The following is a 19,986-nucleotide window of genomic DNA, read 5'->3' as shown; positions in this document are numbered from 1 at the left end:
GATTCACAGCAGCCGGACGATCAGCGGCTCCAACGCTGGATCAACCGATTGGGTCGCAAGGAGGCTGCGGTGCGATTGGCCAATCGCAATCTTCGGATTCTCTGGGTGCTGCTGCAAAACGATCAAACCTATCGTCGCCAGCCAGGCAATGGCCAGGAGGCGACGATGAGTCACTGATAAAAGAGTTCTGCCACCGAGGCGCTAAGCCGCTTCAACCCATGCTAAGAACATTGACCCCAGGTCAGACCGTCGCGAATTGATGCCTGAGCTCCTACTGGCCCTTGAGGCCTTACTGTAATCGGCATATCGCGAGCTTACCCAATGTTGGCCAGAAGCCGCTTAACGCTTCCTCGAATAGGCCTTATACATAGATGCAATCGGGTAACAGTGTTCAAAAGCCGGTTGAATGATGGGGCGAGTCCATACATAGGAGCTGCCGCAGGCTGCGATCTTTTGATTTTGATCCTGAAAACAAAATCAAAAGATCGCAGCCTTCGGCAGCTCCTACACGAGGTTGGGTTGTGGTTTGGGGCAAGTGGCCATTAAGCTTCAGTTCAGACGGGCGTGATATTTCATCCGCCTGTTTTGATTCCGAGCCCGCCCGAATGCGTCGACTTGCCCGTCCCAAACCTCTGGTCATCTTCCTGTCGGTGATTGCCCTGATCGCGTTGATTGCGATTGGCCAATATATGCGTCTGTTCGAGCGCGCCTGGTTCAACCTGCATACGCTGTGGCAGACGCAGAGCAGTGAGTCCATTGCCTTGGACCAATATCGAGTCGAGATCGAAGCGCGAGTCATCGAAGGGCTGGACGACGATGTTTCAGCACTGACCTTCGATCCGGTGCGCAAAAGCCTGTTCACCGTCACCAACAAGAATGCCGAGTTGGTCGAGTTGTCGCTGGAAGGCAAGATCCTGCGGCGCATCGCGCTGATCGGTTTCGGCGACCCGGAAGCGGTCGAGTTCATCAGCGCCGACACCTATGTGATCACCGACGAACGCCAGCAGCGGCTGATCAAGATCCACCTGGAAAAAGACACGACCTTCCTCGATGCGGCCGATGCCGAGCAGATGACCCTCGGCGTGCACATGAGCGGCAACAAGGGGTTCGAGGGGTTGGCCTATGATTCCGTGGGCAAGCGCTTGTTTGTAGCAAAAGAGCGCGACCCGATGCTGATCTACGAAGTGCATGGCTTCCCGCACTTCAACCCGGAAAAGTCTTACGCGGTGCACGTGATCAACAACCCCAAGCGCGATGCCGGGATGTTTGTGCGTGACCTGTCGAGCCTGCAATACGATGAGCGCAGCGGCCATTTGTTGGCGCTGTCGGACGAGTCACGGTTGATTCTGGAACTGGATGTCGATGGGCGCCCGTTGAGCACCATGTCGATCAGTGGCGGGCGTCAGGGTTTGAAGAAAACCGTGCCACAGGCGGAAGGCATTGCGATGGACGACGACGGCACGTTGTACCTGGTGAGCGAGCCGAACCTGTTCTACGTCTTCAAAAAACCCACTCAACCCTGACAAACACCGCAAAACACTGTGGGAGCTGGCTTTTGTGGTGAGGGGATTTATCCCCGATGGGTCGCGAAGCGGCCCCAAAAAGCAGGACTGCTACGCAGCCCATCGGGGATAAATCCCCTCACCACAAGGTTAGCTCCCACAGGTTTATTCGTTTGCCCATACATTTTCGGGCAGTTTGGCTTACTCAGCCTTGAGGGTTTTCACGCCTTCGGGGGTGCCCAGCAGCAGCAGGTCCGCCGGACGTGCCGCGAACAGGCCGTTGGTGACCACGCCAACAATCGCATTGATCTGCGCTTCCAGCTCCACCGGGTTGGTGATCTGCAGGTTGAACACATCGAGGATGATGTTGCCGTTGTCGGTCAGTACGCCTTCGCGGTACACCGGGTCGCCGCCCAGTTTTACCAACTGACGCGCGACGTGGCTGCGGGCCATCGGGATCACTTCGACCGGCAGCGGGAATTCGCCCAGCACCGGCACCAGTTTGCTGGCGTCGGCGATGCAGATGAAGGTCTTGGCCACGGCCGCGACGATCTTCTCGCGGGTCAGGGCAGCGCCGCCGCCCTTGATCAGGTTCAGGTGCGCGTCGCTTTCATCGGCGCCGTCGACGTAGAACTCCAGATCGCTGACGGTGTTCAGCTCATACACCGGAATCCCGTGGCCCTTAAGGCGCGCGGCAGTGGCTTCGGAGCTGGCGACCGCGCCATCGAACGCGCCCTTGTGCTGGGCCAGTGCGTCGATGAAGCAGTTGGCGGTGGAGCCGGTGCCGACCCCGACGATGCTCTTGTCGTCGAGTTTCGGAAGGATGAAGTCGACGGCGGCCTGAGCCACTGCCTGTTTGAGTTGATCCTGGGTCATGCGGGCTCCGGAAGCGGGCAAGGTGAGAACGGAAAGGCCGGCATTATAGGCCCCATGTCTGGGAAGGTCATTGTCCTATTGGCAGATCAAAAGATCGCAGCCTGCGGCAGCTCCTACAGGAATCGCATGCATTCTGTAGGAGCTGCCGAAGGCTGCGATCTTTTAAGGCGCGGCTAAAACCTCTGGATTCGTGTGGTCGCCCGGGCAAAAGCCGGGTTAGACTCCTTGGCCCTGCCCAACCCGCTCAGTGATGCTTTCCGATGCTCGAACAGTACGTCAAAAAGATCCTCACCTCGCGCGTTTATGACGTTGCCGTAGAAACCCCGCTGCAGAACGCTCGCCAGCTCTCCGAGCGGCTGGGCAATGACATTTGGCTCAAGCGCGAAGACTTGCAGCCGGTGTTCTCGTTCAAGATTCGCGGCGCCTACAACAAGCTGACTCAGCTGACCGACGAAGAGCGCGCCCGTGGCGTGGTCACCGCGTCGGCGGGCAACCATGCGCAGGGTCTGGCCCTGGCGGCGAAAGTGTTGGGCGTGAAAGCCACCATCGTCATGCCCAAGACCACCCCCGAGATCAAGGTCGAAGGCGTGCGTTCGCGTGGCGGCAAAGTGGTACTGCACGGCGACTCGTTCCCGGAAGCGCTGGCCTACTCGCTGAAACTGGTCGATGAAAAAGGCTACGTCTACATCCACCCATACGACGATCCGCACACCATCGCCGGGCAGGGCACCGTGGCGATGGAAATTCTGCGCCAGCACCCGCAGCCGCTGGACGCGATTTTCGTCCCGGTCGGTGGTGGCGGTCTGATCGCCGGTATCGCCGCGTACGTCAAATACCTGCGTCCGGACATCAAGGTCATCGGCGTCGAGCCGGACGACTCCAACTGCCTGCAAGCGGCGATGGCTGCCGGTGAGCGCGTGGTGCTGCCGACCGTGGGAATCTTTGCCGATGGCGTGGCGGTGGCGCAGATCGGCCAGCACACCTTCGAGATCTGCAAAGACTATGTCGATGAAGTGATCACCGTCAGCACTGACGAGATCTGCGCAGCCATCAAGGATATCTACGATGATACCCGCTCGATCACCGAACCTGCCGGTGCGTTGGGCGTAGCCGGGATCAAGAAGTACGTTGAGCAACGCGGCGTCAGCGGCCAGACCTTTGTCGCCATCGACTCCGGCGCCAACGTCAACTTCGACCGCTTGCGCCACGTCGCCGAGCGCGCTGAACTGGGTGAAGGCCGCGAAGCGATCATTGCCGTGACCATTCCCGAGAAGGCCGGCAGCTTCAAGGCGTTTTGCGAAGCCATCGGCAAGCGCCAGATCACCGAATTCAACTACCGCTACAACACCGGCAGCGAAGCGCACATCTTCGTTGGCGTGCAGACCCACCCGGAAAACGACCCGCGCAGTGCGTTGCTGGCGAGCCTCACTGAGCAGGGCTTCCCGGTGCTCGACCTGACCGACAATGAACTGGCCAAGTTGCACATCCGCCATATGGTCGGCGGCCGCGCGGCGCAGGTGGTCGATGAAGTGGTGTTCCGCTTCGAATTCCCGGAACGTCCGGGCGCACTGTTCAACTTCCTTAACAAGCTCGGTGGGCGCTGGAACATCTCGATGTTCCACTACCGCAACCACGGCGCCGCCGATGGCCGTGTGGTCGCCGGCCTGCAAGTGCCGCACGACGAGCGTCATCTGGTGCCGGCGGCGCTTGAGGAAATCGGCTACCCGTACTGGGATGAAAGCGAGAACCCGGCCTATCAGCTGTTTCTTGGCTGAGCGGCTACGCTGATGGGCATGGCCCAAGGAAGAGAAATTCATGGAAACCCTGACCACCCTGAAAGTCCTTCACGTCGCGGCGACCGTGGTGATCCTCGTCAGCGGGTTGGGGCTTGCCGCTCTGACCTGGCGTAATCGCAGCGAAGGGCCAGCGAGCACGATGCAGCGCCCTTGGCTGTTTATCTGGTGTTTGATGCTGATAGGTATGCTGAGCATGCCTTTCACCGGCTGGTGGTTGGTACACCTGATCGGCTGGCCACTGGGGCAGTTCTGGATTCTGGGTTCCAGCGTGATCTATGCCGTGGCCACGTTGAGTGCCGTGTGGCTGTTGGTGCGGCTTAATCGGCTGTGGACTAGCGGGGTAGGTAACTGGAAATTCAATCTGGCCCTGGCGATTGTCAGCGGCGTTGGGTTTCTCGCCATTGCGGGGTTGATGGGTGCCAAGCCTGTTTAAGGCTACATACCGAGTCGAGCCAATCGCTGGCAAGCCAGCTCCCACAGGTTTTTGAGCTGTCCACAAAATTTGTGTCCACTGATAGTCCCTGTGGGAGCTGGCTTGCCAGCGATGGCGTCATCAGTCGCGCAGAGTAATCACTGGCCAGCCACGCTTCTCGGCCTCGGCACGCAGATTCGGATCCGGATCGACAGCGACGGGATTCGCCACCTGCTCCAGCAACGGCAAGTCATTCATCGAATCGCTATAGAAATAGCTGTCGTCCAGCGAATACCCGGTCTCTTCCAGCCAACGATTCAGGCGCGTCACCTTGCCTTCGCGGAAGCACGGAATATCCGTGCTGCGCCCGCTGTAGCGGCCATCAACCATTTCGCATTCAGTGGCGATCAGAGTTTCAACGCCCAGACGCACAGCAATCGGCGCGGTGACGAAACGGTTGGTCGCGGTGATGATCACCAGTTTGTCGCCGGCATCACGGTGTTTTTTCAGCAATTCCAGCGCCTGCGGCAGGACGATCGGTTCGATGCAGTCGCGCATGTAATCGCTGTGCCATTGCTCGAGCACGGCCATGTCGGTGCGGCCGAGGATCTCCAGGCAGAAGTTCAGGTACGCGGCGTTATCCAGTTTGCCGGCCAGGTAATCCTGATAGAACTCGTCGTTGCGCGCTTTGTACGCAATCGGGTCGAGGAAGCCGCGCTCACACAGATAGTCGCCCCAGGCGTGATCGCTGTCGCCGCCCAGAAGGGTGTTGTCCAAATCGAATAGAGCCAGGCGCATTGCAGTTACCCGCTGATAAGTCTGTAAAAAGGCGACAAGAATACGGTCTTTTCACAAGAGTGCACATAAGGTAGGAAGCTTCGTTGCCGCCTTATCAACCTTTGTGGAACAATGCGGCGACATGCGTTTGCGAGGTTGTGCCCGTGATCGACCCCGATGGTTTCCGCCCCAATGTCGGGATCATTCTGACGAATGACGCCGGCCAGGTGCTATGGGCTCGCCGTATCAATCAAGATGCCTGGCAGTTTCCGCAAGGGGGAATCAACCCTGAAGAGACGCCGGAAGACGCCTTGTACCGCGAGCTGAACGAAGAAGTTGGCTTGGAACGTGAAGATGTTGAAATACTGGCCTGTACCCGGGGCTGGTTGCGCTATCGTTTGCCGCAACGTCTGGTGCGTACCCACAGCCAACCGCTGTGCATCGGCCAGAAACAGAAATGGTTTCTCCTGCGCCTGATCTCCAACGAGCAGCGGGTGCGGATGGATTTGACCGGTAAACCGGAGTTCGATGGCTGGCGCTGGGTCAGCTATTGGTATCCGTTGGGCCAGGTGGTGACATTCAAGCGCGAGGTGTATCGCCGCGCCCTCAAAGAGCTTGCCCCGCGCCTTTTAGCGCGCGACTGACGACGGAGTTCGACCCCGAGCCATGCTCAATACGCTGCGCAAGATCGTCCAGGAAGTTAACTCCGCCAAGGATCTCAAGGCGGCGTTGGGGATTATTGTGTTGCGCGTCAAAGAGGCCATGGGCAGCCAGGTCTGCTCGGTCTACCTGCTTGATCCCGAGACCAACCGCTTCGTCCTGATGGCCACCGAGGGCTTGAACAAGCGCTCGATCGGCAAGGTCAGCATGGCACCCAACGAAGGTCTGGTCGGTCTGGTCGGCACGCGTGAAGAACCCCTGAACCTCGAAAACGCTTCGGTTCACCCGCGCTACCGCTACTTCGCCGAAACCGGTGAAGAGCGTTACGCCTCGTTCCTCGGTGCTCCGATCATTCACCACCGCCGCGTCGTCGGCGTGTTGGTCATCCAGCAAAAAGAACGCCGCCAGTTCGACGAAGGTGAAGAAGCCTTCCTCGTGACCATGAGCGCGCAGCTCGCCGGCGTTATCGCCCACGCCGAGGCCACCGGTTCGATCCGTGGTCTGGGCCGTCAGGGCAAAGGCATTCAGGAAGCCAAGTTCGTCGGCGTGCCGGGTTCGCCGGGTGCGGCGGTCGGTACGGCGGTGGTCATGCTGCCGCCGGCCGATCTCGACGTGGTGCCCGACAAGACCATCACCGACATCGACGCTGAGCTGGCGCTGTTCAAGACCGCCATCGAAGGCGTGCGTGCCGACATGCGCGCGTTGTCCGCCAAACTCGCGACGCAGTTGCGCCCGGAAGAGCGCGCGCTGTTCGACGTCTACCTGATGATGCTCGACGATGCCTCGCTGGGCAGCGAAATCACCACCGTGATCAAGACCGGTCAGTGGGCCCAGGGCGCGCTGCGGCAGGTGGTCACGGAACACGTCAACCGTTTCGAACTGATGGACGACGCCTACCTGCGGGAACGTGCGTCAGACGTCAAAGACCTTGGCCGTCGCCTGCTCGCGTATTTGCAGGAAGAGCGTCAGCAGAACCTGGTCTACCCGGAAAAAACCATTCTGGTCAGCGAAGAACTGACGCCGGCGATGCTCGGCGAGGTGCCGGAAGGCACGCTGGTCGGTCTGGTCTCGGTACTCGGTTCGGGTAACTCGCACGTGGCGATCCTTGCCCGGGCGATGGGCATTCCGACGGTGATGGGTCTGGTCGACCTGCCGTACGCCAAGGTCGACGGCATCGAAATGATCGTCGACGGCACACGCGGCGAGGTCTACACCAACCCGAGCGAAGTGCTGCGCAAGCAGTTCGCCGAAGTCGTCGAAGAAGAGAAACAACTGGCGCTGGGCCTCGATACCCTGCGCGACCTGCCGTGCGTGACCCTCGATGGCCACCGCATGCCGCTGTGGGTCAACACCGGTTTGCTCGCCGACGTGGCGCGGGCGCAGAAGCGTGGCGCCGAAGGTGTCGGCCTGTACCGCACCGAAGTGCCGTTCATGATCAACCAGCGCTTCCCAAGCGAGAAGGAACAACTGGCGATCTACCGCGAGCAGCTCGCCGCATTCCACCCGCAACCGGTGACCATGCGCAGCCTCGACATCGGCGGTGACAAGTCGCTGTCGTACTTCCCGATCAAGGAAGACAACCCGTTCCTCGGCTGGCGCGGCATTCGCGTCACCCTCGACCACCCGGAAATCTTCCTGGTGCAGACCCGCGCGATGCTCAAGGCCAGCGAAGGCCTGAACAACCTGCGGATTCTGCTGCCGATGATCTCCGGCACCCATGAACTCGAAGAAGCCCTGCACCTGATCCATCGGGCCTGGGGCGAAGTGCGCGACGAAGGCACCGACGTGCCGATGCCGCCGATTGGCGTGATGATCGAGATCCCTGCAGCGGTGTACCAGACCAAGGAATTGGCGCGGATGGTCGACTTCCTTTCTGTCGGCTCTAACGACTTGACCCAGTATTTGCTGGCGGTCGACCGCAACAACCCGCGTGTGGCCGATCTTTACGACTACCTGCACCCGGCGGTGTTGCAAGCCCTGCAAACGGTGGTGCGTGATGCGCATGCGGAAGGCAAACCGGTGAGTATCTGCGGCGAGATGGCCGGTGATCCGGCGGCGGCGGTGCTGTTGATGGCGATGGGTTTCGACAGTTTGTCGATGAACGCCACCAACTTGCCGAAGGTCAAGTGGATGTTGCGTCAGGTCAATCTGAGCAAGGCCAAGGAGTTGCTGGCTGAACTGATGACCATCGATAACCCGCAAGTGATCCACAGCTCGCTGCAACTGGCGCTGAAGAACCTAGGGTTGTCGAAGATCAATCCACCGGCCGTCATCAAGGCTCTTTAAAAGATCGCAGCCTGCGGCAGCTCCTACATGGAATGTGTATTCCTGTAGGAGCTGCCGCAGGCTGCGATCTTTAGATTCTGATATCCACCTCGCCCAAATGCCCGCCATACGGCCCAAAACTCCGCTCGACCATCCGCCGCGTCCCATCCGCCTGCACGATCAGCGCCGTACTCGCCCGCGTCCCGTAACTCTGGCTGGCGATAAACACACTCGATAACAACGTCTCCGTCGCCATGCCGACCCCGGTATCCGGCAATTCGGCAGACGGCGCAGTCTGCGCATCGCTCAACAACCCCAGCAACCGCGCAGGTGTCGGTTCATCCAGCACTGCGCCCAACGCCGCCCTGGCCTTGAGCAACTTCGGCCACGGCGTATCCAGCCCGGCATTGGAGAGCCCGTAAACACCGGGCTCCAGCATGATCGGCTCCGATATCCGTGCATTGAAATGCCACAGCTCATGACTATTGCCGAGCAGCAGGTTAAACCCGGCATATTCCGAGGCGCGCCCGACCACATCGCTCAAATAATCATCAATCGACAGATCGCCGGTCAGAAACCGCGCCACCAGTTCGCCGCGCGATTTGCGCGCGGGCGGCTGCTGCGGGTCGCGAATATTGGTCAGCGCGGCAAAGCGGCCGTTGGCGCCGATGCCTAGCCACGTCCCGCCAGCCTCAAGATCACGCCCCGCATGCACGTGCGGCGCTTCGGGCCATTGCGCCAGCGGCAGACTCGGCCGGGCGTAGAACTCGTCACGGTTGGCCGCGACGATCAGCGGCTGGGCATGGCCCGGGCGCCAGGCAAAAACGATCAGGCACATAAAGTGGTCCTTGTGTGTTTTTTGCCCACTCTACGCATCCGGCGCCCGTGCATCCATCGCCAGTGGAGCAGAAGGCCGCGCATCCGTTACCATGCCGCTCCGGTTTTGGGATGCGTCTGGGAGAAGGACATGGAATTTCTGCTCTATCTGGCGCTCGGCGCCTGTGCTGGCGTGTTGGCCGGGCTGTTCGGTGTCGGTGGTGGGATCATCATCGTTCCGGTGCTGGTGTTCAGTTTCACCTTGCAGGGCTTCGATCAGTCGATCCTGACCCACCTGGCGGTCGGTACGTCGCTGGCGACGATCATCTTCACCTCGGTCAATGCCGTGCGTGAACACCATCGTCGCGGCGCAGTGCGCTGGCCGATCTTCATGTGGATGACCGTGGGGATTCTCATGGGCGCCGGGTTTGGCGCGCTGACCGCCGAGGCGATTTCCGGGCCGCACCTGCAAAAGATCATCGGCGTGTTCGCTTTGGTGATCTCGGTGCAGTTGGCGCTGGACGTCAAACCCAAGGCCAGCCGAACCGTGCCGGGCAAAGTGGGTCTGACCGTGGCCGGCAGTGTGATTGGTTGGGCCTCGGCGATTTTTGGCGTTGGCGGCGGGTCGCTGACCGTGCCGTTCCTGACCTGGCGCAGTGTGCCGATGCAGCAAGCGGTGGCGACGTCATCGGCCTGCGGTCTGCCGATTGCCTTGGTCAGTGCATTAAGTTTCATGATTCTGGGCTGGCACGATCCGTTGTTGCCGCCGCATAGTCTCGGTTTTGTTTATTTGCCGGCGTTGTTGGGCATCGCCCTGACCAGCATGGTTTTCGCCCGTCTCGGCGCGCGACTGGCGCATAGATTGTCGCCGCGCTTGCTGAAAAGGCTGTTCGCCGCTTTGCTGTTCAGCGTGGGTTTGAGCTTCCTGCTTTAGCCGCGTCGCAATCCTGGCTTAATCCTGAGGTGGCAGCGTCGCCCGGGAATTTTGGTTTCAACTCTAACGAGGAGTCGCAATGCTGCCTTACCCGCAGATCGACCCGGTGGCGTTATCCATCGGTCCGCTGGACATACATGTGTTCAACCGTTTTCTGTCCATCGGTCCGCTGAATATCCATTGGTACGGCCTGATGTACCTGATCGGCATCGGCGGTGCGTGGCTGCTGGCGTCGCGCCGGCTCAACCGTTTCGACCCGACCTGGAGCAAGGAGAAGCTCTCCGATCTGATCTTCTGGCTGTCGATGGGCGTGATCGTCGGCGGACGTCTGGGCTATGTGCTGTTCTACGATCTGAGCGCCTACCTGGCCAACCCGACGCTGATTTTCGAGGTGTGGAAGGGCGGCATGTCGTTCCACGGCGGCTTTATCGGCGTAATGCTGGCTGCATTGTGGTTCGGCAAGCGCAACGGCAAGTCGTTCTTCCAGTTGATGGACTTCGTCGCGCCAATGGTGCCGATCGGTCTGGGCGCCGGGCGCATCGGTAACTTCATCAATGCCGAATTGTGGGGCAAAGCCACCGACGTGCCGTGGGCGATGGTCTTCCCGCCGTTCAGCGATCCGGCGCAACTGCCGCGTCACCCGTCGCAGCTGTATCAGTTCGCGCTCGAAGGCGTGGCGCTGTTCCTGATCCTGTGGATTTTCTCGCGCAAGCCGCGTCCGACCATGGCTGTTTCCGGCATGTTCGCGCTGTTCTACGGCATCTTCCGGTTCATCGTCGAATTTGTTCGCGTACCGGATGCGCAACTCGGCTACTTGGCCTGGAACTGGCTGACCATGGGGCAAGTGCTCTGTGTGCCGATGATCATCGGCGGGCTGTTCCTGATCTGGCTGGCCTATCGTCGCGCACCGGCAGCACCGCTCGCGCCGACGGCTTAAACTACGAACCCCGGCGCGCGACGCCGGGGCTCAAAGGACACAGGTAACTCATGAAGCAATATCTCGAACTGGTCTCGCACGTCATTCAGAACGGCAGCAAACAGGCCAACCGCACCGGCATCAACACCATCAGCTTCCCGGGTGCGATGCTGCGTTTCGATCTGCAGGAAGGTTTTCCGGCGATCACCACGCGCAAAATGGCCTTCAAATCGGCCATCGGCGAGATGTGCGGTTTTCTCCGTGGCGTCAACAACGCCGCTGAATTCCGCGCGCTGGGCTGCAAGGTCTGGGATCAGAACGCCAACGAAAACGCGCAGTGGCTGGCCAACCCTTTCCGTCAGGGTGACGACGACCTCGGCGAAATCTACGGCGTGCAATGGCGTAAATGGCCGGCGTACAAGCAGATCCCGCTGAGCAACACCGCCGCCATCGAACAAACTCTGAGCAACGGCTACAAGCAGATCGCTCAAGGCGAAGAAGACGGCCGGGCCTACGTGGTGCTGTACAAAGCCATCGACCAGGTGCGTCAGTGCGTCGACACGATCATCAACGATCCGGGCAGTCGTCGCATTCTGTTCCACGGCTGGAACGTCGCTCAGCTCGATGAAATGGCCCTGCCGCCGTGCCATCTGCTGTACCAGTTCCACCCGAATGTCGAGACCAAGGAAATTTCCCTGACCCTCTACATCCGTTCCAACGATCTGGGTCTGGGCACGCCGTTCAACCTCACCGAAGGCGCCGCGCTGCTGAGCCTGATCGGTCGCCTGACCGGCTACACGCCGCGCTGGTTCACCTATTTCATCGGTGATGCGCACGTCTACGAGAACCATCTGGACATGCTCAACGAACAGCTCAAGCGCGAGCCGTTCGCCATGCCTAAGCTGAAGATCTCCGACCGCGTGCCGGAGTTTGCCAAGACTGGCGTGTACCAGCCGGAATGGCTGGAACTGGTCGAACCGAGCGATTTCTCGCTGGAAGGCTACGAGCACCACGCACCAATGACCGCGCCAATGGCGGTCTAGTCGGTAGGATCGTTCCCACGCTCTGCGTGGGAATGAATCCCGTGACGCTCTGCGTCACTTTGGACGCGGAGCGTCCATGGCGGCATTCCCACGCGGAGCATGGGAACGAGCGTTATGCGGTGTTCTTTAGTGGCCGTGGCTGCGGCCTACGTGGGAGTGTTCGACTTCGGTGGCGACGACTCCGCCGCTGACCTCCAAGCGCTGCAAAATCCCGCATTGATCGGCCCCCGGCCCTTCGCCACAGCGTTGGCGCAGGTCGAGCAACTGTGTCTGCAACGCCAACAACCCATCAATCCGCGCCTTCACATGCTGAATGTGCTCGTCGATCAGCGTATTCACGCTTTCACACTGATCCTGCGGGCTGTCACGCATGGCCAGCAGGCTGCGGATTTCTTCGAGGGTCATGTCGAGGGTGCGGCAGTTGCGGATGAAAGTCAGGCGTTCGGCGTGCGCCTGGGTGTAGACGCGGTAGTTGCCGTCGCTGCGGGCCGGTTCCGGCAGGAGGTTTTCGCGCTCGTAGTAGCGGATGGTTTCCACGGCGCAGTCGGTCAACTTGGCCAGTTCTCCGATCTTCATGACGGCAATCTCCAAAAGGGTGCTTGACCCTATAGTGGCTACAGGGTCTTTACTTGGCAACAGGCACCTTCATGGACGCGACCAATGAGCGATTCCCAGCACACCCACAAGCCCGGCGACGGCCACGATCACAGTCATAAATTGCAGCCTGTGCATAAGCATGCCCATGGCGGCGATTCTTGCTGCGGGTCGAAAGTCGCAGCGCCGGCCCCGGTGCATGCGCACGAAGATTCTTGCTGCTCGTCGAACGCCGCCGCGCCTGCGTTGGTGCAACTGAGCGAAAAGACCACCGCCGATGCGCGGCTGAGCACTTTCCGCATCGAGGCGATGGATTGCCCGACCGAGCAGACGCTGATCCAGAACAAGCTCGGCAAACTCGCCGGCGTGCAGCAGCTGGAATTCAACCTGATCAATCGCGTACTCGGCGTGACCCACAATCTGCCGGGTACCGAGCCGATCACCGAAGCGATCAAATCCCTCGGCATGCACGCCGAGCCGCTGGAGGCGGGCGTCGATTCGCCAGCCCCGGCGCCAGTGAAAAAACACTGGTGGCCGCTGGCGTTGTCCGGCATTGGTGCGCTCGCCGCTGAAGTCATTCATTTCACCAACGCCGCGCCCACCTGGGTGGTGGCGATCATCGCGCTGGTGTCGATCCTCAGCGGTGGCCTGACCACTTATAAAAAGGGCTGGATCGCCCTGAAGAACCGCAACCTCAACATCAACGCGCTGATGAGCATCGCCGTGACCGGTGCCATCCTCATCGGCCAGTGGCCGGAAGCGGCGATGGTGATGTTCCTGTTCACTGTCGCCGAGCTGATCGAAGCGCGTTCGCTTGACCGTGCGCGCAATGCGATCAGCGGCTTGATGCAGATGACTCCGGAGCAAGCCACGGTGTTGCAGGCTGACGGTTCGTGGATTGAACAAGACGTAAAAAGCGTCGAACTCGGCGCGCGCGTGCGGGTGAAACCGGGCGAGCGTATTGCGCTGGACGGTGAAGTGCTCAGCGGCAACTCGACCATCGACCAGGCGCCGATCACCGGTGAAAGCCTGCCGGTCGAGAAAACCGTGGGCGACAAAGTCTTCGCCGGCACCATCAATCAGGCCGGTTCGCTGGAATACGCGGTCACTGCTGCGGCGAACAACTCGACGTTGGCGCGGATCATCCACGCCGTCGAACAAGCCCAAGGGGCGCGCGCACCGACTCAGCGTTTCGTCGATCAGTTCTCGAAAATCTACACGCCCGTCGTGTTCGTGTTTGCCTTGGCCGTGGCGATCATTCCGCCGTTGTTCATGGGCGCCGTGTGGTTCGACTGGATCTACCGCGCGCTGGTGTTGCTGGTGGTCGCGTGCCCATGTGCACTGGTGATTTCCACCCCGGTGACCATCGTCAGCGGCCTCGCGGCAGCGGCGCGCAAAGGCATTCTGGTCAAGGGCGGTGTGTACCTGGAGGGCGGTTTCAAACTGGATTATCTGGCGCTGGATAAAACCGGCACGATCACCCACGGCAAACCAGTGCAGACCGATTACCTGTCCCTCGACGCGACCGCCGATGCCACGGCACCGGCAATCGCCGCTGCCTTGGCCGGACGTTCCGACCATCCGGTGTCGCTGGCCATCGCCAACGCCGCTGTGGATAAAAACTTTGCCGCGCTGATTGTGGATAACTTCGAAGCGCTGGGCGGGCGTGGCGTCAAAGGCGAAATCAACGGCCAGACCTATCATTTGGGCAACCATCGTCTGGTCGAAGAACTCGGCCTGTGCTCGCCAGCGCTGGAAGAAAAACTCTTCGCGCTGGAGAAACAGGGCAAATCCGTGGTGCTGCTGCTCGACAGTTCCGGCCCGCTGGCGCTGTTCGCTGTGGCCGATACCGTCAAGGAAACCAGCCGCGAAGCGATCCGTCAGTTGCATGAACTCGGGGTAAAAACCCTGATGCTCACTGGCGACAACGTCCACACCGCTCAGGCGATTGCCGCGCAGGTCGGCATCGACGAGGCTCGCGGTGATTTGCTGCCAACCGACAAACTGCAAGCCATTGAAGATCTGTACAAGCAGGGCCATCGTGTGGGCATGGTCGGCGACGGCATCAACGACGCGCCGGCACTGGCCCGCGCCGAGATCGGTTTCGCCATGGCCGCCGCCGGTACCGACACGGCGATCGAAACCGCCGATGTCGCCCTGATGGACGACGATCTGCGCAAGATCCCGGCGTTCATCAGCCTGTCGCGCAACACCGCCAGCATCCTGAAACAGAACATCGCGCTGGCGCTGGTGATCAAAGCGATCTTTCTTGCGGTAACCTTCGCCGGGCTCGCCACCATGTGGATGGCGGTGTTTGCCGACATGGGCGTGAGCCTGTTGGTGGTGTTCAACGGTTTGCGCCTGCTGCGCAAATAGAGTGAGGAAAGGTTGTGCTGAGTGCCGAGCTGAAAGCGTTTTACATGGTCGCCCGCCTGGGCAGCATCACGCTGGCGGCGAAAAAACTCGGCCTCAGCCAACCGACCGTGACCACGCAGATCCGCAATCTGGAAAGTCAGTATTCGGTGGAGCTGTTTTATCGCGGTGGTCGACGGTTGAGCGTCAGTGACGAAGGTGCGCGGTTGCTGCCGATGGTCAAGACGCTTTTGCAGCAGGAAGCCGACATTGAGTTTTTCCTGCGCAACAGCGGTCAGGTGCAAGGCACGTTGCGCATCGCCGCGACGGCGCCGTATTACATCCTCGATCTGGTGAAGACCTTTCGCGAGCGTTTGCCGCAGGTGGAAGTGTCGGTGGAAATCGGCAATTCGCAGCAGGTGCTCGAAGCGCTGGAGGACTATCGGGTGGATATCGCTGCGTCATCGCAGTTGCTGGATGACGCGCGGTTGATTCGCCGGGTGCTCGGTACTGATCCGCTGGTGCTGGCGGTGCATCGCAATCATCCGCTGGCGGCGCAGGAGCATGTGACGTTGAGTGCGCTGGCCGGGCATACGTTGTTGATGCGTGAGTCGGGCTCGACCACGCGGCGGTTGACGGAAGAATTGCTGGCGAGTGCCGGGGTGAGTTTCGGGCCGTTGCTGGAGATTGGCAGCCGGGAGTCGATTCGGGAGGCGGTGTTGCGCAATATCGGCATCAGCATCATTGCGCGCCAGGAAGTGCCGCATGATCCGCAGTTGCGCGTGTTGACGATCGAGAATGCGCCGCAGATTCCTGAATATTTGTATTGCCTGAAGGAACGCAAGGGCGCGCGGTTGCCCGCGGCGTTCCTAGGCCTGGCCCAAGAAATGTCCCCCGCGTAATGATCGTTCCCACGCTCCGCGTGGGAATGCAGCCCGGGACGCTCTGCGTCCCAAGAGCCGAACACGGAGCGTCCGATGAGGCATTCCCACGCAGAGCGTGGGAACGATCTCTGGTGAACCAAAATCCCTGAATACCACTATCAGCAGTTTTTGCCTCGTTGCCACATGACGGACGCATTACAACTCTAGGATTGGCCCCATCTGCTTGATGAGGTCTGTCCATGAATCCTGCCATCGCAACTGCCCTGACCAACCCCGGTGCGCCGATGAAAGTGCGCGGCGTGCAGAAACGCTTCGGCGCGTTCACTGCACTGGATAATGTCTCCCTCGACGTCGCCGCCGGTGAACTGGTGTGCCTGCTCGGCCCCTCGGGCTGCGGCAAGACCACGTTGCTACGCTGCATCGCCGGTCTGGAGAAGCAGGACAGCGGCGAGTTGTACCTTGGCGATCGCGACGTTTCGCACCTTGCCCCGCAAGCCCGTGATTACGGGATTCTGTTCCAGTCCTACGCGCTGTTCCCCAATCTGACCGTCGAAGCGAACATTGCCTACGGCCTCGCCGGCAGCGGTCGCGACGAAGTCCGCCGTCGCGTCGGCCAGATGCTGGAACTGGTCGGCCTTCTCGGCAGCGAGAAAAAATACCCCGGTCAATTGTCCGGCGGCCAACAGCAGCGCGTGGCTCTGGCTCGGGCCTTGGCACCAGCACCGTCGCTGTTGTTGCTTGATGAGCCGATGTCCGCCCTCGACGCCCGCGTCCGCGAGCATCTGTGCACCGAACTGCGCCAGCTGCAACGCAGCCTCGGCATCACCACGCTGATGGTCACGCACAATCAGGACGAAGCCATGCTGATGGCCGACCGTATCGCGGTGATGAACAACGGCCGCGTCGAGCAGTACGCCACCCCGCAGGAAATCTACAACCGCCCGGCCACGCCGTTCGTGGCCGAATTTGTCGGGCAGGGCAACTGGTTGCCGTTTCAGCGCAGCAGCGACAGCCACGCACAGGTCGGCGGGATGAACCTGCGCCTCAGCGACGGCAGCGTTCAGCGTGCTTCGGGCCGTTTGTTCTGCCGCCCGGAGGCGATCAACGTCAACCCGCCGGTGCACGAAGAAAACCTGTTCCCGGCCAAAGTCCGCGAGATCACCTTCCTCGGCAATCGCTGCCGCATGAGCTTCGAACTCGACCAATTGCCTGGCCACGCCTTGCTCGCCGAACTCGCCCCGGAAGCCATGCCACGCCTCGGCGCCCAGCAGATCATGGTCGCCTTGCCGCCGCGCAGCCTGCAGGTGTTTGCCTGATGAACAGCAACCTCGCGCTGCCGCTACCGCACAAGCAGGTGCGACAGTCCTCGAAAGCCGAGATCGGCGACCGCATTTTTGTCGTCGGCGGCAAAATCCTCTTGCTGCTGTTGCTCGGTATCGCGGTGTTGCTGCCGTTGCTGGCGATCTTCTGGCGTGGCTTTAGTAATGAGGCCGGGCAGGGCGGTGGCTGGATCGCGGCGAAGGAGATGGTCACCAGCGAGAATTTCCACTGGCTGCTCGGCAACAGTCTGAAAGTTTCACTCAGCGTTGCGGCCATCGTCGTACCGCTGGCTTACCTGTTTGCCTACGCGCTGCAACGCACGATGATTCCGGCGAAGGGTATCTGGCGCGGGATTTCTCTGCTGCCGCTGATGGCGCCGTCGATGCTGCCGGGGATTGCACTGGTTTATCTGTTCGGCAACCAGGGCATGTTACGCGGGCTGCTCTCGGACAACATCTACGGGTTCTGGGGGATTGTGCTGGGCGAGGTGATTTACACCTTCCCCCATGCGCTGATGATTCTGCTCTCGGCATTGTCGCTGGCCGATGCGCGGCTGTTCGATGCCGCGTCGAGCATGGGCGCCAGTCCGGCCAAGGCGTTTCGCAGCATCACTTGGCCGGCGACGCGTCAGGCTGTGTTCGCCGCGTTCTGTCTGGTGTTCACCCTGACCATCACCGATTTCGGTGTGCCGGTGGTGGTCGGTGGCGACTATCAAGTGCTGGCGCTGGAAGCCTACAAAGCTGTGGTCGGCCAGCAACAATTCGGTCGCGGCGCGTTGATTGGCATGGTGCTGTTGCTGCCGGCGCTGTTCAGCTTCGGTGTCGATGCCTGGTTGCGTCGTCGTCACGGTGACTCCATGAGCGGTCGCGCTCAGGTGTTCAAACCGGCGCCGTCGAAGCTGCGCGATGGCTGCTATCTGGCGATTGTTTTGCTGATCAGCGCGGCGTTGATTCTGGTGTTCGGCATGGCGGTGTTTTCGTCGCTGGTGAAGTTCTGGCCGTACAACCTGTCGCTGTCGCTCAACCACTATCAGTTCAACGAGACCGCCGGCGGTGGCTGGCTGGCTTACAGCAACAGTTTGAAAATGGCGCTGGGCACGGCGTTGATCGGCAGCGTGCTGATCTTCACCGGCGCTTATCTGATGGAGAAAACCCGCGACCAGCGCGGCCTCAACCTGGCGTTGCGCATGCTCAGCTTTGTGCCGATGGCGGTGCCGGGGCTGGTTCTCGGTCTGGGTTACGTTTTCTTCTTCAACCTCACGGGTAACCCGCTGCACGTGCTCTACGGGACGATGACGCTGCTGATCGTCTGCACCATTGCGCACTACCTGACCACCGCCCAAATGACCGCGACCACTGCATTGCGCCAACTCGACGCCGAGTTCGAAGCCGCCGCGCTGTCGCTGAAGGCGCCGTTGTACCGGCATTACCTGCGCGTCACTGTGCCAATCTGCCTGCCGGCGCTGCTCGACATCGTGCGCTACCTGTTCGTCTCGGCGATGACCACCGTGTCGGCGGCGATCTTCCTCTACAGCCCCGACACCATCCTCGCGGCGGTCGCAGTGCTGAACATGGATGACGCCGGCAACGTTGGCGGCGCGGCAGCGATGTCGACCCTGATTCTGTTCACTTCGGCGGGCGTGTCCTTGCTGCTGGCGTGGGCGTCGCGCGGCTTGCTGCGCCGTTCTCAAGCCTGGCGGCAAACCGCGCCCGGTCACTGATTCCAACCCCGTTCAACTCATTACAGGAAAACGATCATGTTCAAGCCTATGGCCCTGGCCGCTGCTGTGCTCGCTACTTTCAGCCTGAATGCCTTCGCGGCAAAAACCGAGTTGACGGTGTACACCGCCCTCGAAGCCGAGCAACTGAAGTCCTACAAAGAAGCCTTCGAAAAAGCCAACCCGGACGTCGAGATCAAATGGGTACGCGATTCCACCGGGATCATCACCGCCAAACTGCTCGCCGAAAAGGCCCGTCCGCAGGCTGACGCGGTGTGGGGCCTGGCCGCTTCCAGCCTGGCGATCCTCGATCAGCAAGGCATGCTGCAAAGCTACGCGCCGAAGGATCTCGGCAAGATCGGCGCGAACTACCGCGACGCCGCAAACCCGCCAGCGTGGGTCGGCATGGACGTCTGGGCCGCAACGATTTGCTTCAACACTGTAGAAGCCGAGAAGCAGGGTTTGACCAAGCCAGTGAGCTGGCAGGATCTGACCAAGCCTGAGTACAAGGGCAAGATTGTTATGCCGAACCCGGCGTCGTCCGGCACCGGTTTCCTCGACGTCAGCGCCTGGCTGCAAACTTTCGGCGAGAAGCAGGGTTGGGCGTACATGGATGGCCTGCATCAGAACATTGGCCAGTATGTTCACTCCGGTTCCAAGCCTTGCAAACTGGCAGCGGCGGGCGAGTTTCCGATCGGGATTTCCTTTGAATACCCGGCGGTACAGCTGAAGCGTCAGGGCGCGCCGCTGGACATTATTCTGCCGAAAGAAGGTCTGGGCTGGGAGATCGAAGCGACTGCCGTGATCAAAGGTACGCCGCATGAAGAGGCGGCGAAGAAACTTGCTGACTTCTCGGCGAGTGCTGAGGCGATGGATCTGTACAAGGAGAACTTTGCGGTTCTTGCGCAGCCGGGGATTGCCAAGCCGCAGACCGAATTGCCGGCGGATTATGAGCAACGTCTGATCAAGAACGACTTTGCCTGGGCCTCGAAGAATCGCGACGAGATCCTTACCGAGTGGCGCAAGCGTTATGACGGCAAGTCCGAGAAAGTGGCTGCCAAGTAAGATCTTAATCGACTGACAGGGCCTCATCGCTGGCAAGCCAGCTCCCACAGGGTTTTG

General features: G+C 60.6%; 17 protein-coding genes and 1 pseudogene. 14 read left to right on the top strand and 4 right to left on the bottom strand.

All coding sequences use genetic code 11. The features are described 5' to 3' along the window. Positions 1 to 177 (top strand): annotated as a pseudogene (locus tag ACQ4MY_RS17515) (IS110 family transposase); the annotation flags it as partial. Between the two features lie 428 nt (positions 178 to 605). Then, complete coding sequence (locus tag ACQ4MY_RS17510; protein WP_440095959.1) at positions 606 to 1,523, top strand: SdiA-regulated domain-containing protein; 918 nt, start codon at positions 606 to 608, stop codon at positions 1,521 to 1,523. 180 nt (positions 1,524 to 1,703) lie between these two features. Here the strand turns inward: ACQ4MY_RS17510 and rpiA are convergent, their stop codons facing one another. Then, entirely contained in the window at positions 1,704 to 2,378 is a 675-nt protein-coding gene (gene rpiA, locus ACQ4MY_RS17505; protein ID WP_008088454.1) for a ribose-5-phosphate isomerase RpiA, read from the bottom strand. Between the two features lie 260 nt (positions 2,379 to 2,638). Between rpiA and ilvA the strand changes: the two genes are divergently transcribed. Both ilvA and ACQ4MY_RS17495 read left to right on the top strand, forming a co-directional pair. Continuing rightward, entirely contained in the window at positions 2,639 to 4,153 is a 1,515-nt protein-coding gene (ilvA, locus tag ACQ4MY_RS17500) for a threonine ammonia-lyase, biosynthetic (protein WP_008088452.1), read from the top strand. Between the two features lie 40 nt (positions 4,154 to 4,193). Beyond that, entirely contained in the window at positions 4,194 to 4,607 is a 414-nt protein-coding gene (locus ACQ4MY_RS17495; protein WP_008088451.1) for a DUF2269 family protein, read from the top strand. Positions 4,608 to 4,727: 120 nt separating this feature from the next. Here ACQ4MY_RS17495 and ACQ4MY_RS17490 read toward each other — a convergent pair whose 3' ends face one another. Next, positions 4,728 to 5,384: an HAD family hydrolase gene (locus ACQ4MY_RS17490; protein ID WP_008088449.1), complete on the bottom strand. Its 657-nt coding sequence runs from the start codon at positions 5,382 to 5,384 to the stop codon at positions 4,728 to 4,730. 143 nt (positions 5,385 to 5,527) lie between these two features. Here ACQ4MY_RS17490 and ACQ4MY_RS17485 point away from each other — a divergent pair, with 143 nt between their 5' ends. Beyond that, positions 5,528 to 6,007 carry an RNA pyrophosphohydrolase gene (locus tag ACQ4MY_RS17485; protein ID WP_003229203.1) on the top strand — a complete coding sequence of 160 codons (480 nt, stop codon included), beginning with the start codon at positions 5,528 to 5,530 and terminating at the stop codon, positions 6,005 to 6,007. A 22-nt stretch (positions 6,008 to 6,029) separates the two neighbouring features. After that, entirely contained in the window at positions 6,030 to 8,309 is a 2,280-nt protein-coding gene (gene ptsP / locus ACQ4MY_RS17480; RefSeq protein WP_158834152.1) for a phosphoenolpyruvate--protein phosphotransferase, read from the top strand. A gap of 70 nt (positions 8,310 to 8,379) precedes the next feature. On the opposite strand, the gene ACQ4MY_RS17475 is transcribed toward ptsP, so the two are convergent. Next, on the bottom strand, positions 8,380 to 9,126 hold the full coding sequence (locus ACQ4MY_RS17475) for an NRDE family protein (protein WP_440095957.1): 747 nt from the start codon (positions 9,124 to 9,126) through the stop codon (positions 8,380 to 8,382). A gap of 129 nt (positions 9,127 to 9,255) precedes the next feature. Here ACQ4MY_RS17475 and ACQ4MY_RS17470 point away from each other — a divergent pair, with 129 nt between their 5' ends. The 3 genes from ACQ4MY_RS17470 to ACQ4MY_RS17460 all read left to right on the top strand — a co-directional run bounded on the left by ACQ4MY_RS17470 (position 9,256) and on the right by ACQ4MY_RS17460 (position 11,997). Further along, complete coding sequence (locus tag ACQ4MY_RS17470; protein WP_440095956.1) at positions 9,256 to 10,038, top strand: sulfite exporter TauE/SafE family protein; 783 nt, start codon at positions 9,256 to 9,258, stop codon at positions 10,036 to 10,038. A gap of 79 nt (positions 10,039 to 10,117) precedes the next feature. Then, positions 10,118 to 10,975 carry a prolipoprotein diacylglyceryl transferase gene (lgt, locus tag ACQ4MY_RS17465; RefSeq protein ID WP_008088444.1) on the top strand — a complete coding sequence of 286 codons (858 nt, stop codon included), beginning with the start codon at positions 10,118 to 10,120 and terminating at the stop codon, positions 10,973 to 10,975. A 50-nt stretch (positions 10,976 to 11,025) separates the two neighbouring features. After that, positions 11,026 to 11,997, top strand: a complete 972-nt coding sequence (locus ACQ4MY_RS17460) for a thymidylate synthase (RefSeq protein WP_440095955.1) — start codon at positions 11,026 to 11,028, stop codon at positions 11,995 to 11,997. Between the two features lie 126 nt (positions 11,998 to 12,123). Here the strand turns inward: ACQ4MY_RS17460 and cadR are convergent, their stop codons facing one another. After that, positions 12,124 to 12,573, bottom strand: coding sequence for a Cd(II)/Pb(II)-responsive transcriptional regulator (cadR, locus tag ACQ4MY_RS17455; RefSeq protein ID WP_008088440.1), 450 nt, complete (start codon positions 12,571 to 12,573; stop codon positions 12,124 to 12,126). 84 nt (positions 12,574 to 12,657) lie between these two features. Between cadR and ACQ4MY_RS17450 the strand changes: the two genes are divergently transcribed. From ACQ4MY_RS17450 to ACQ4MY_RS17430, 5 genes are all read left to right on the top strand, one after another. After that, positions 12,658 to 14,967: a heavy metal translocating P-type ATPase gene (locus tag ACQ4MY_RS17450; RefSeq protein ID WP_440095953.1), complete on the top strand. Its 2,310-nt coding sequence runs from the start codon at positions 12,658 to 12,660 to the stop codon at positions 14,965 to 14,967. 14 nt (positions 14,968 to 14,981) lie between these two features. Beyond that, the gene (locus tag ACQ4MY_RS17445) at positions 14,982 to 15,845 is read left to right on the top strand and encodes a LysR family transcriptional regulator (RefSeq protein WP_122842395.1); all 864 of its coding nucleotides are present in this window, start codon (positions 14,982 to 14,984) and stop codon (positions 15,843 to 15,845) included. Positions 15,846 to 16,066: 221 nt separating this feature from the next. Then, the gene (locus tag ACQ4MY_RS17440) at positions 16,067 to 17,143 is read left to right on the top strand and encodes a putative 2-aminoethylphosphonate ABC transporter ATP-binding protein (RefSeq protein ID WP_440095952.1); all 1,077 of its coding nucleotides are present in this window, start codon (positions 16,067 to 16,069) and stop codon (positions 17,141 to 17,143) included. After that, entirely contained in the window at positions 17,143 to 18,867 is a 1,725-nt protein-coding gene (locus ACQ4MY_RS17435) for a putative 2-aminoethylphosphonate ABC transporter permease subunit (RefSeq protein WP_440095951.1), read from the top strand. The genes ACQ4MY_RS17440 and ACQ4MY_RS17435 overlap by 1 nt, the downstream gene beginning before the upstream one ends. Positions 18,868 to 18,903: 36 nt before the next feature. Continuing rightward, positions 18,904 to 19,929, top strand: coding sequence for a putative 2-aminoethylphosphonate ABC transporter substrate-binding protein (locus tag ACQ4MY_RS17430; RefSeq protein ID WP_007912988.1), 1,026 nt, complete (start codon positions 18,904 to 18,906; stop codon positions 19,927 to 19,929). Positions 19,930 to 19,986: the final 57 nt, after the last annotated feature.

Source organism: Pseudomonas sp. SM4, assembly GCF_051913165.1.
Classification (GTDB): domain Bacteria; phylum Pseudomonadota; class Gammaproteobacteria; order Pseudomonadales; family Pseudomonadaceae; genus Aquipseudomonas.
Note: the sequence above shows the minus strand (reverse complement) of the source record. Positions and strands in the feature narration are given on the sequence as shown.

Excerpts from the sequence above, each read along its gene's own strand:
- ACQ4MY_RS17510 (WP_440095959.1), top strand. The coding sequence starts at position 606 with ATGCGTCGACTTGCCCGTCCCAAACCTCTGGTCATCTTCCTGTCGGTG.
- rpiA (WP_008088454.1), bottom strand. The coding sequence starts at position 2,378 with ATGACCCAGGATCAACTCAAACAGGCAGTGGCTCAGGCCGCCGTCGAC.
- ilvA (WP_008088452.1), top strand. The coding sequence starts at position 2,639 with ATGCTCGAACAGTACGTCAAAAAGATCCTCACCTCGCGCGTTTATGAC.
- ACQ4MY_RS17495 (WP_008088451.1), top strand. The coding sequence starts at position 4,194 with ATGGAAACCCTGACCACCCTGAAAGTCCTTCACGTCGCGGCGACCGTG.
- ACQ4MY_RS17490 (WP_008088449.1), bottom strand. The coding sequence starts at position 5,384 with ATGCGCCTGGCTCTATTCGATTTGGACAACACCCTTCTGGGCGGCGAC.
- ptsP (WP_158834152.1), top strand. The coding sequence starts at position 6,030 with ATGCTCAATACGCTGCGCAAGATCGTCCAGGAAGTTAACTCCGCCAAG.
- ACQ4MY_RS17475 (WP_440095957.1), bottom strand. The coding sequence starts at position 9,126 with ATGTGCCTGATCGTTTTTGCCTGGCGCCCGGGCCATGCCCAGCCGCTG.
- ACQ4MY_RS17470 (WP_440095956.1), top strand. The coding sequence starts at position 9,256 with ATGGAATTTCTGCTCTATCTGGCGCTCGGCGCCTGTGCTGGCGTGTTG.
- lgt (WP_008088444.1), top strand. The coding sequence starts at position 10,118 with ATGCTGCCTTACCCGCAGATCGACCCGGTGGCGTTATCCATCGGTCCG.
- ACQ4MY_RS17460 (WP_440095955.1), top strand. The coding sequence starts at position 11,026 with ATGAAGCAATATCTCGAACTGGTCTCGCACGTCATTCAGAACGGCAGC.
- cadR (WP_008088440.1), bottom strand. The coding sequence starts at position 12,573 with ATGAAGATCGGAGAACTGGCCAAGTTGACCGACTGCGCCGTGGAAACC.
- ACQ4MY_RS17450 (WP_440095953.1), top strand. The coding sequence starts at position 12,658 with ATGAGCGATTCCCAGCACACCCACAAGCCCGGCGACGGCCACGATCAC.
- ACQ4MY_RS17440 (WP_440095952.1), top strand. The coding sequence starts at position 16,067 with ATGAATCCTGCCATCGCAACTGCCCTGACCAACCCCGGTGCGCCGATG.
- ACQ4MY_RS17435 (WP_440095951.1), top strand. The coding sequence starts at position 17,143 with ATGAACAGCAACCTCGCGCTGCCGCTACCGCACAAGCAGGTGCGACAG.
- ACQ4MY_RS17430 (WP_007912988.1), top strand. The coding sequence starts at position 18,904 with ATGTTCAAGCCTATGGCCCTGGCCGCTGCTGTGCTCGCTACTTTCAGC.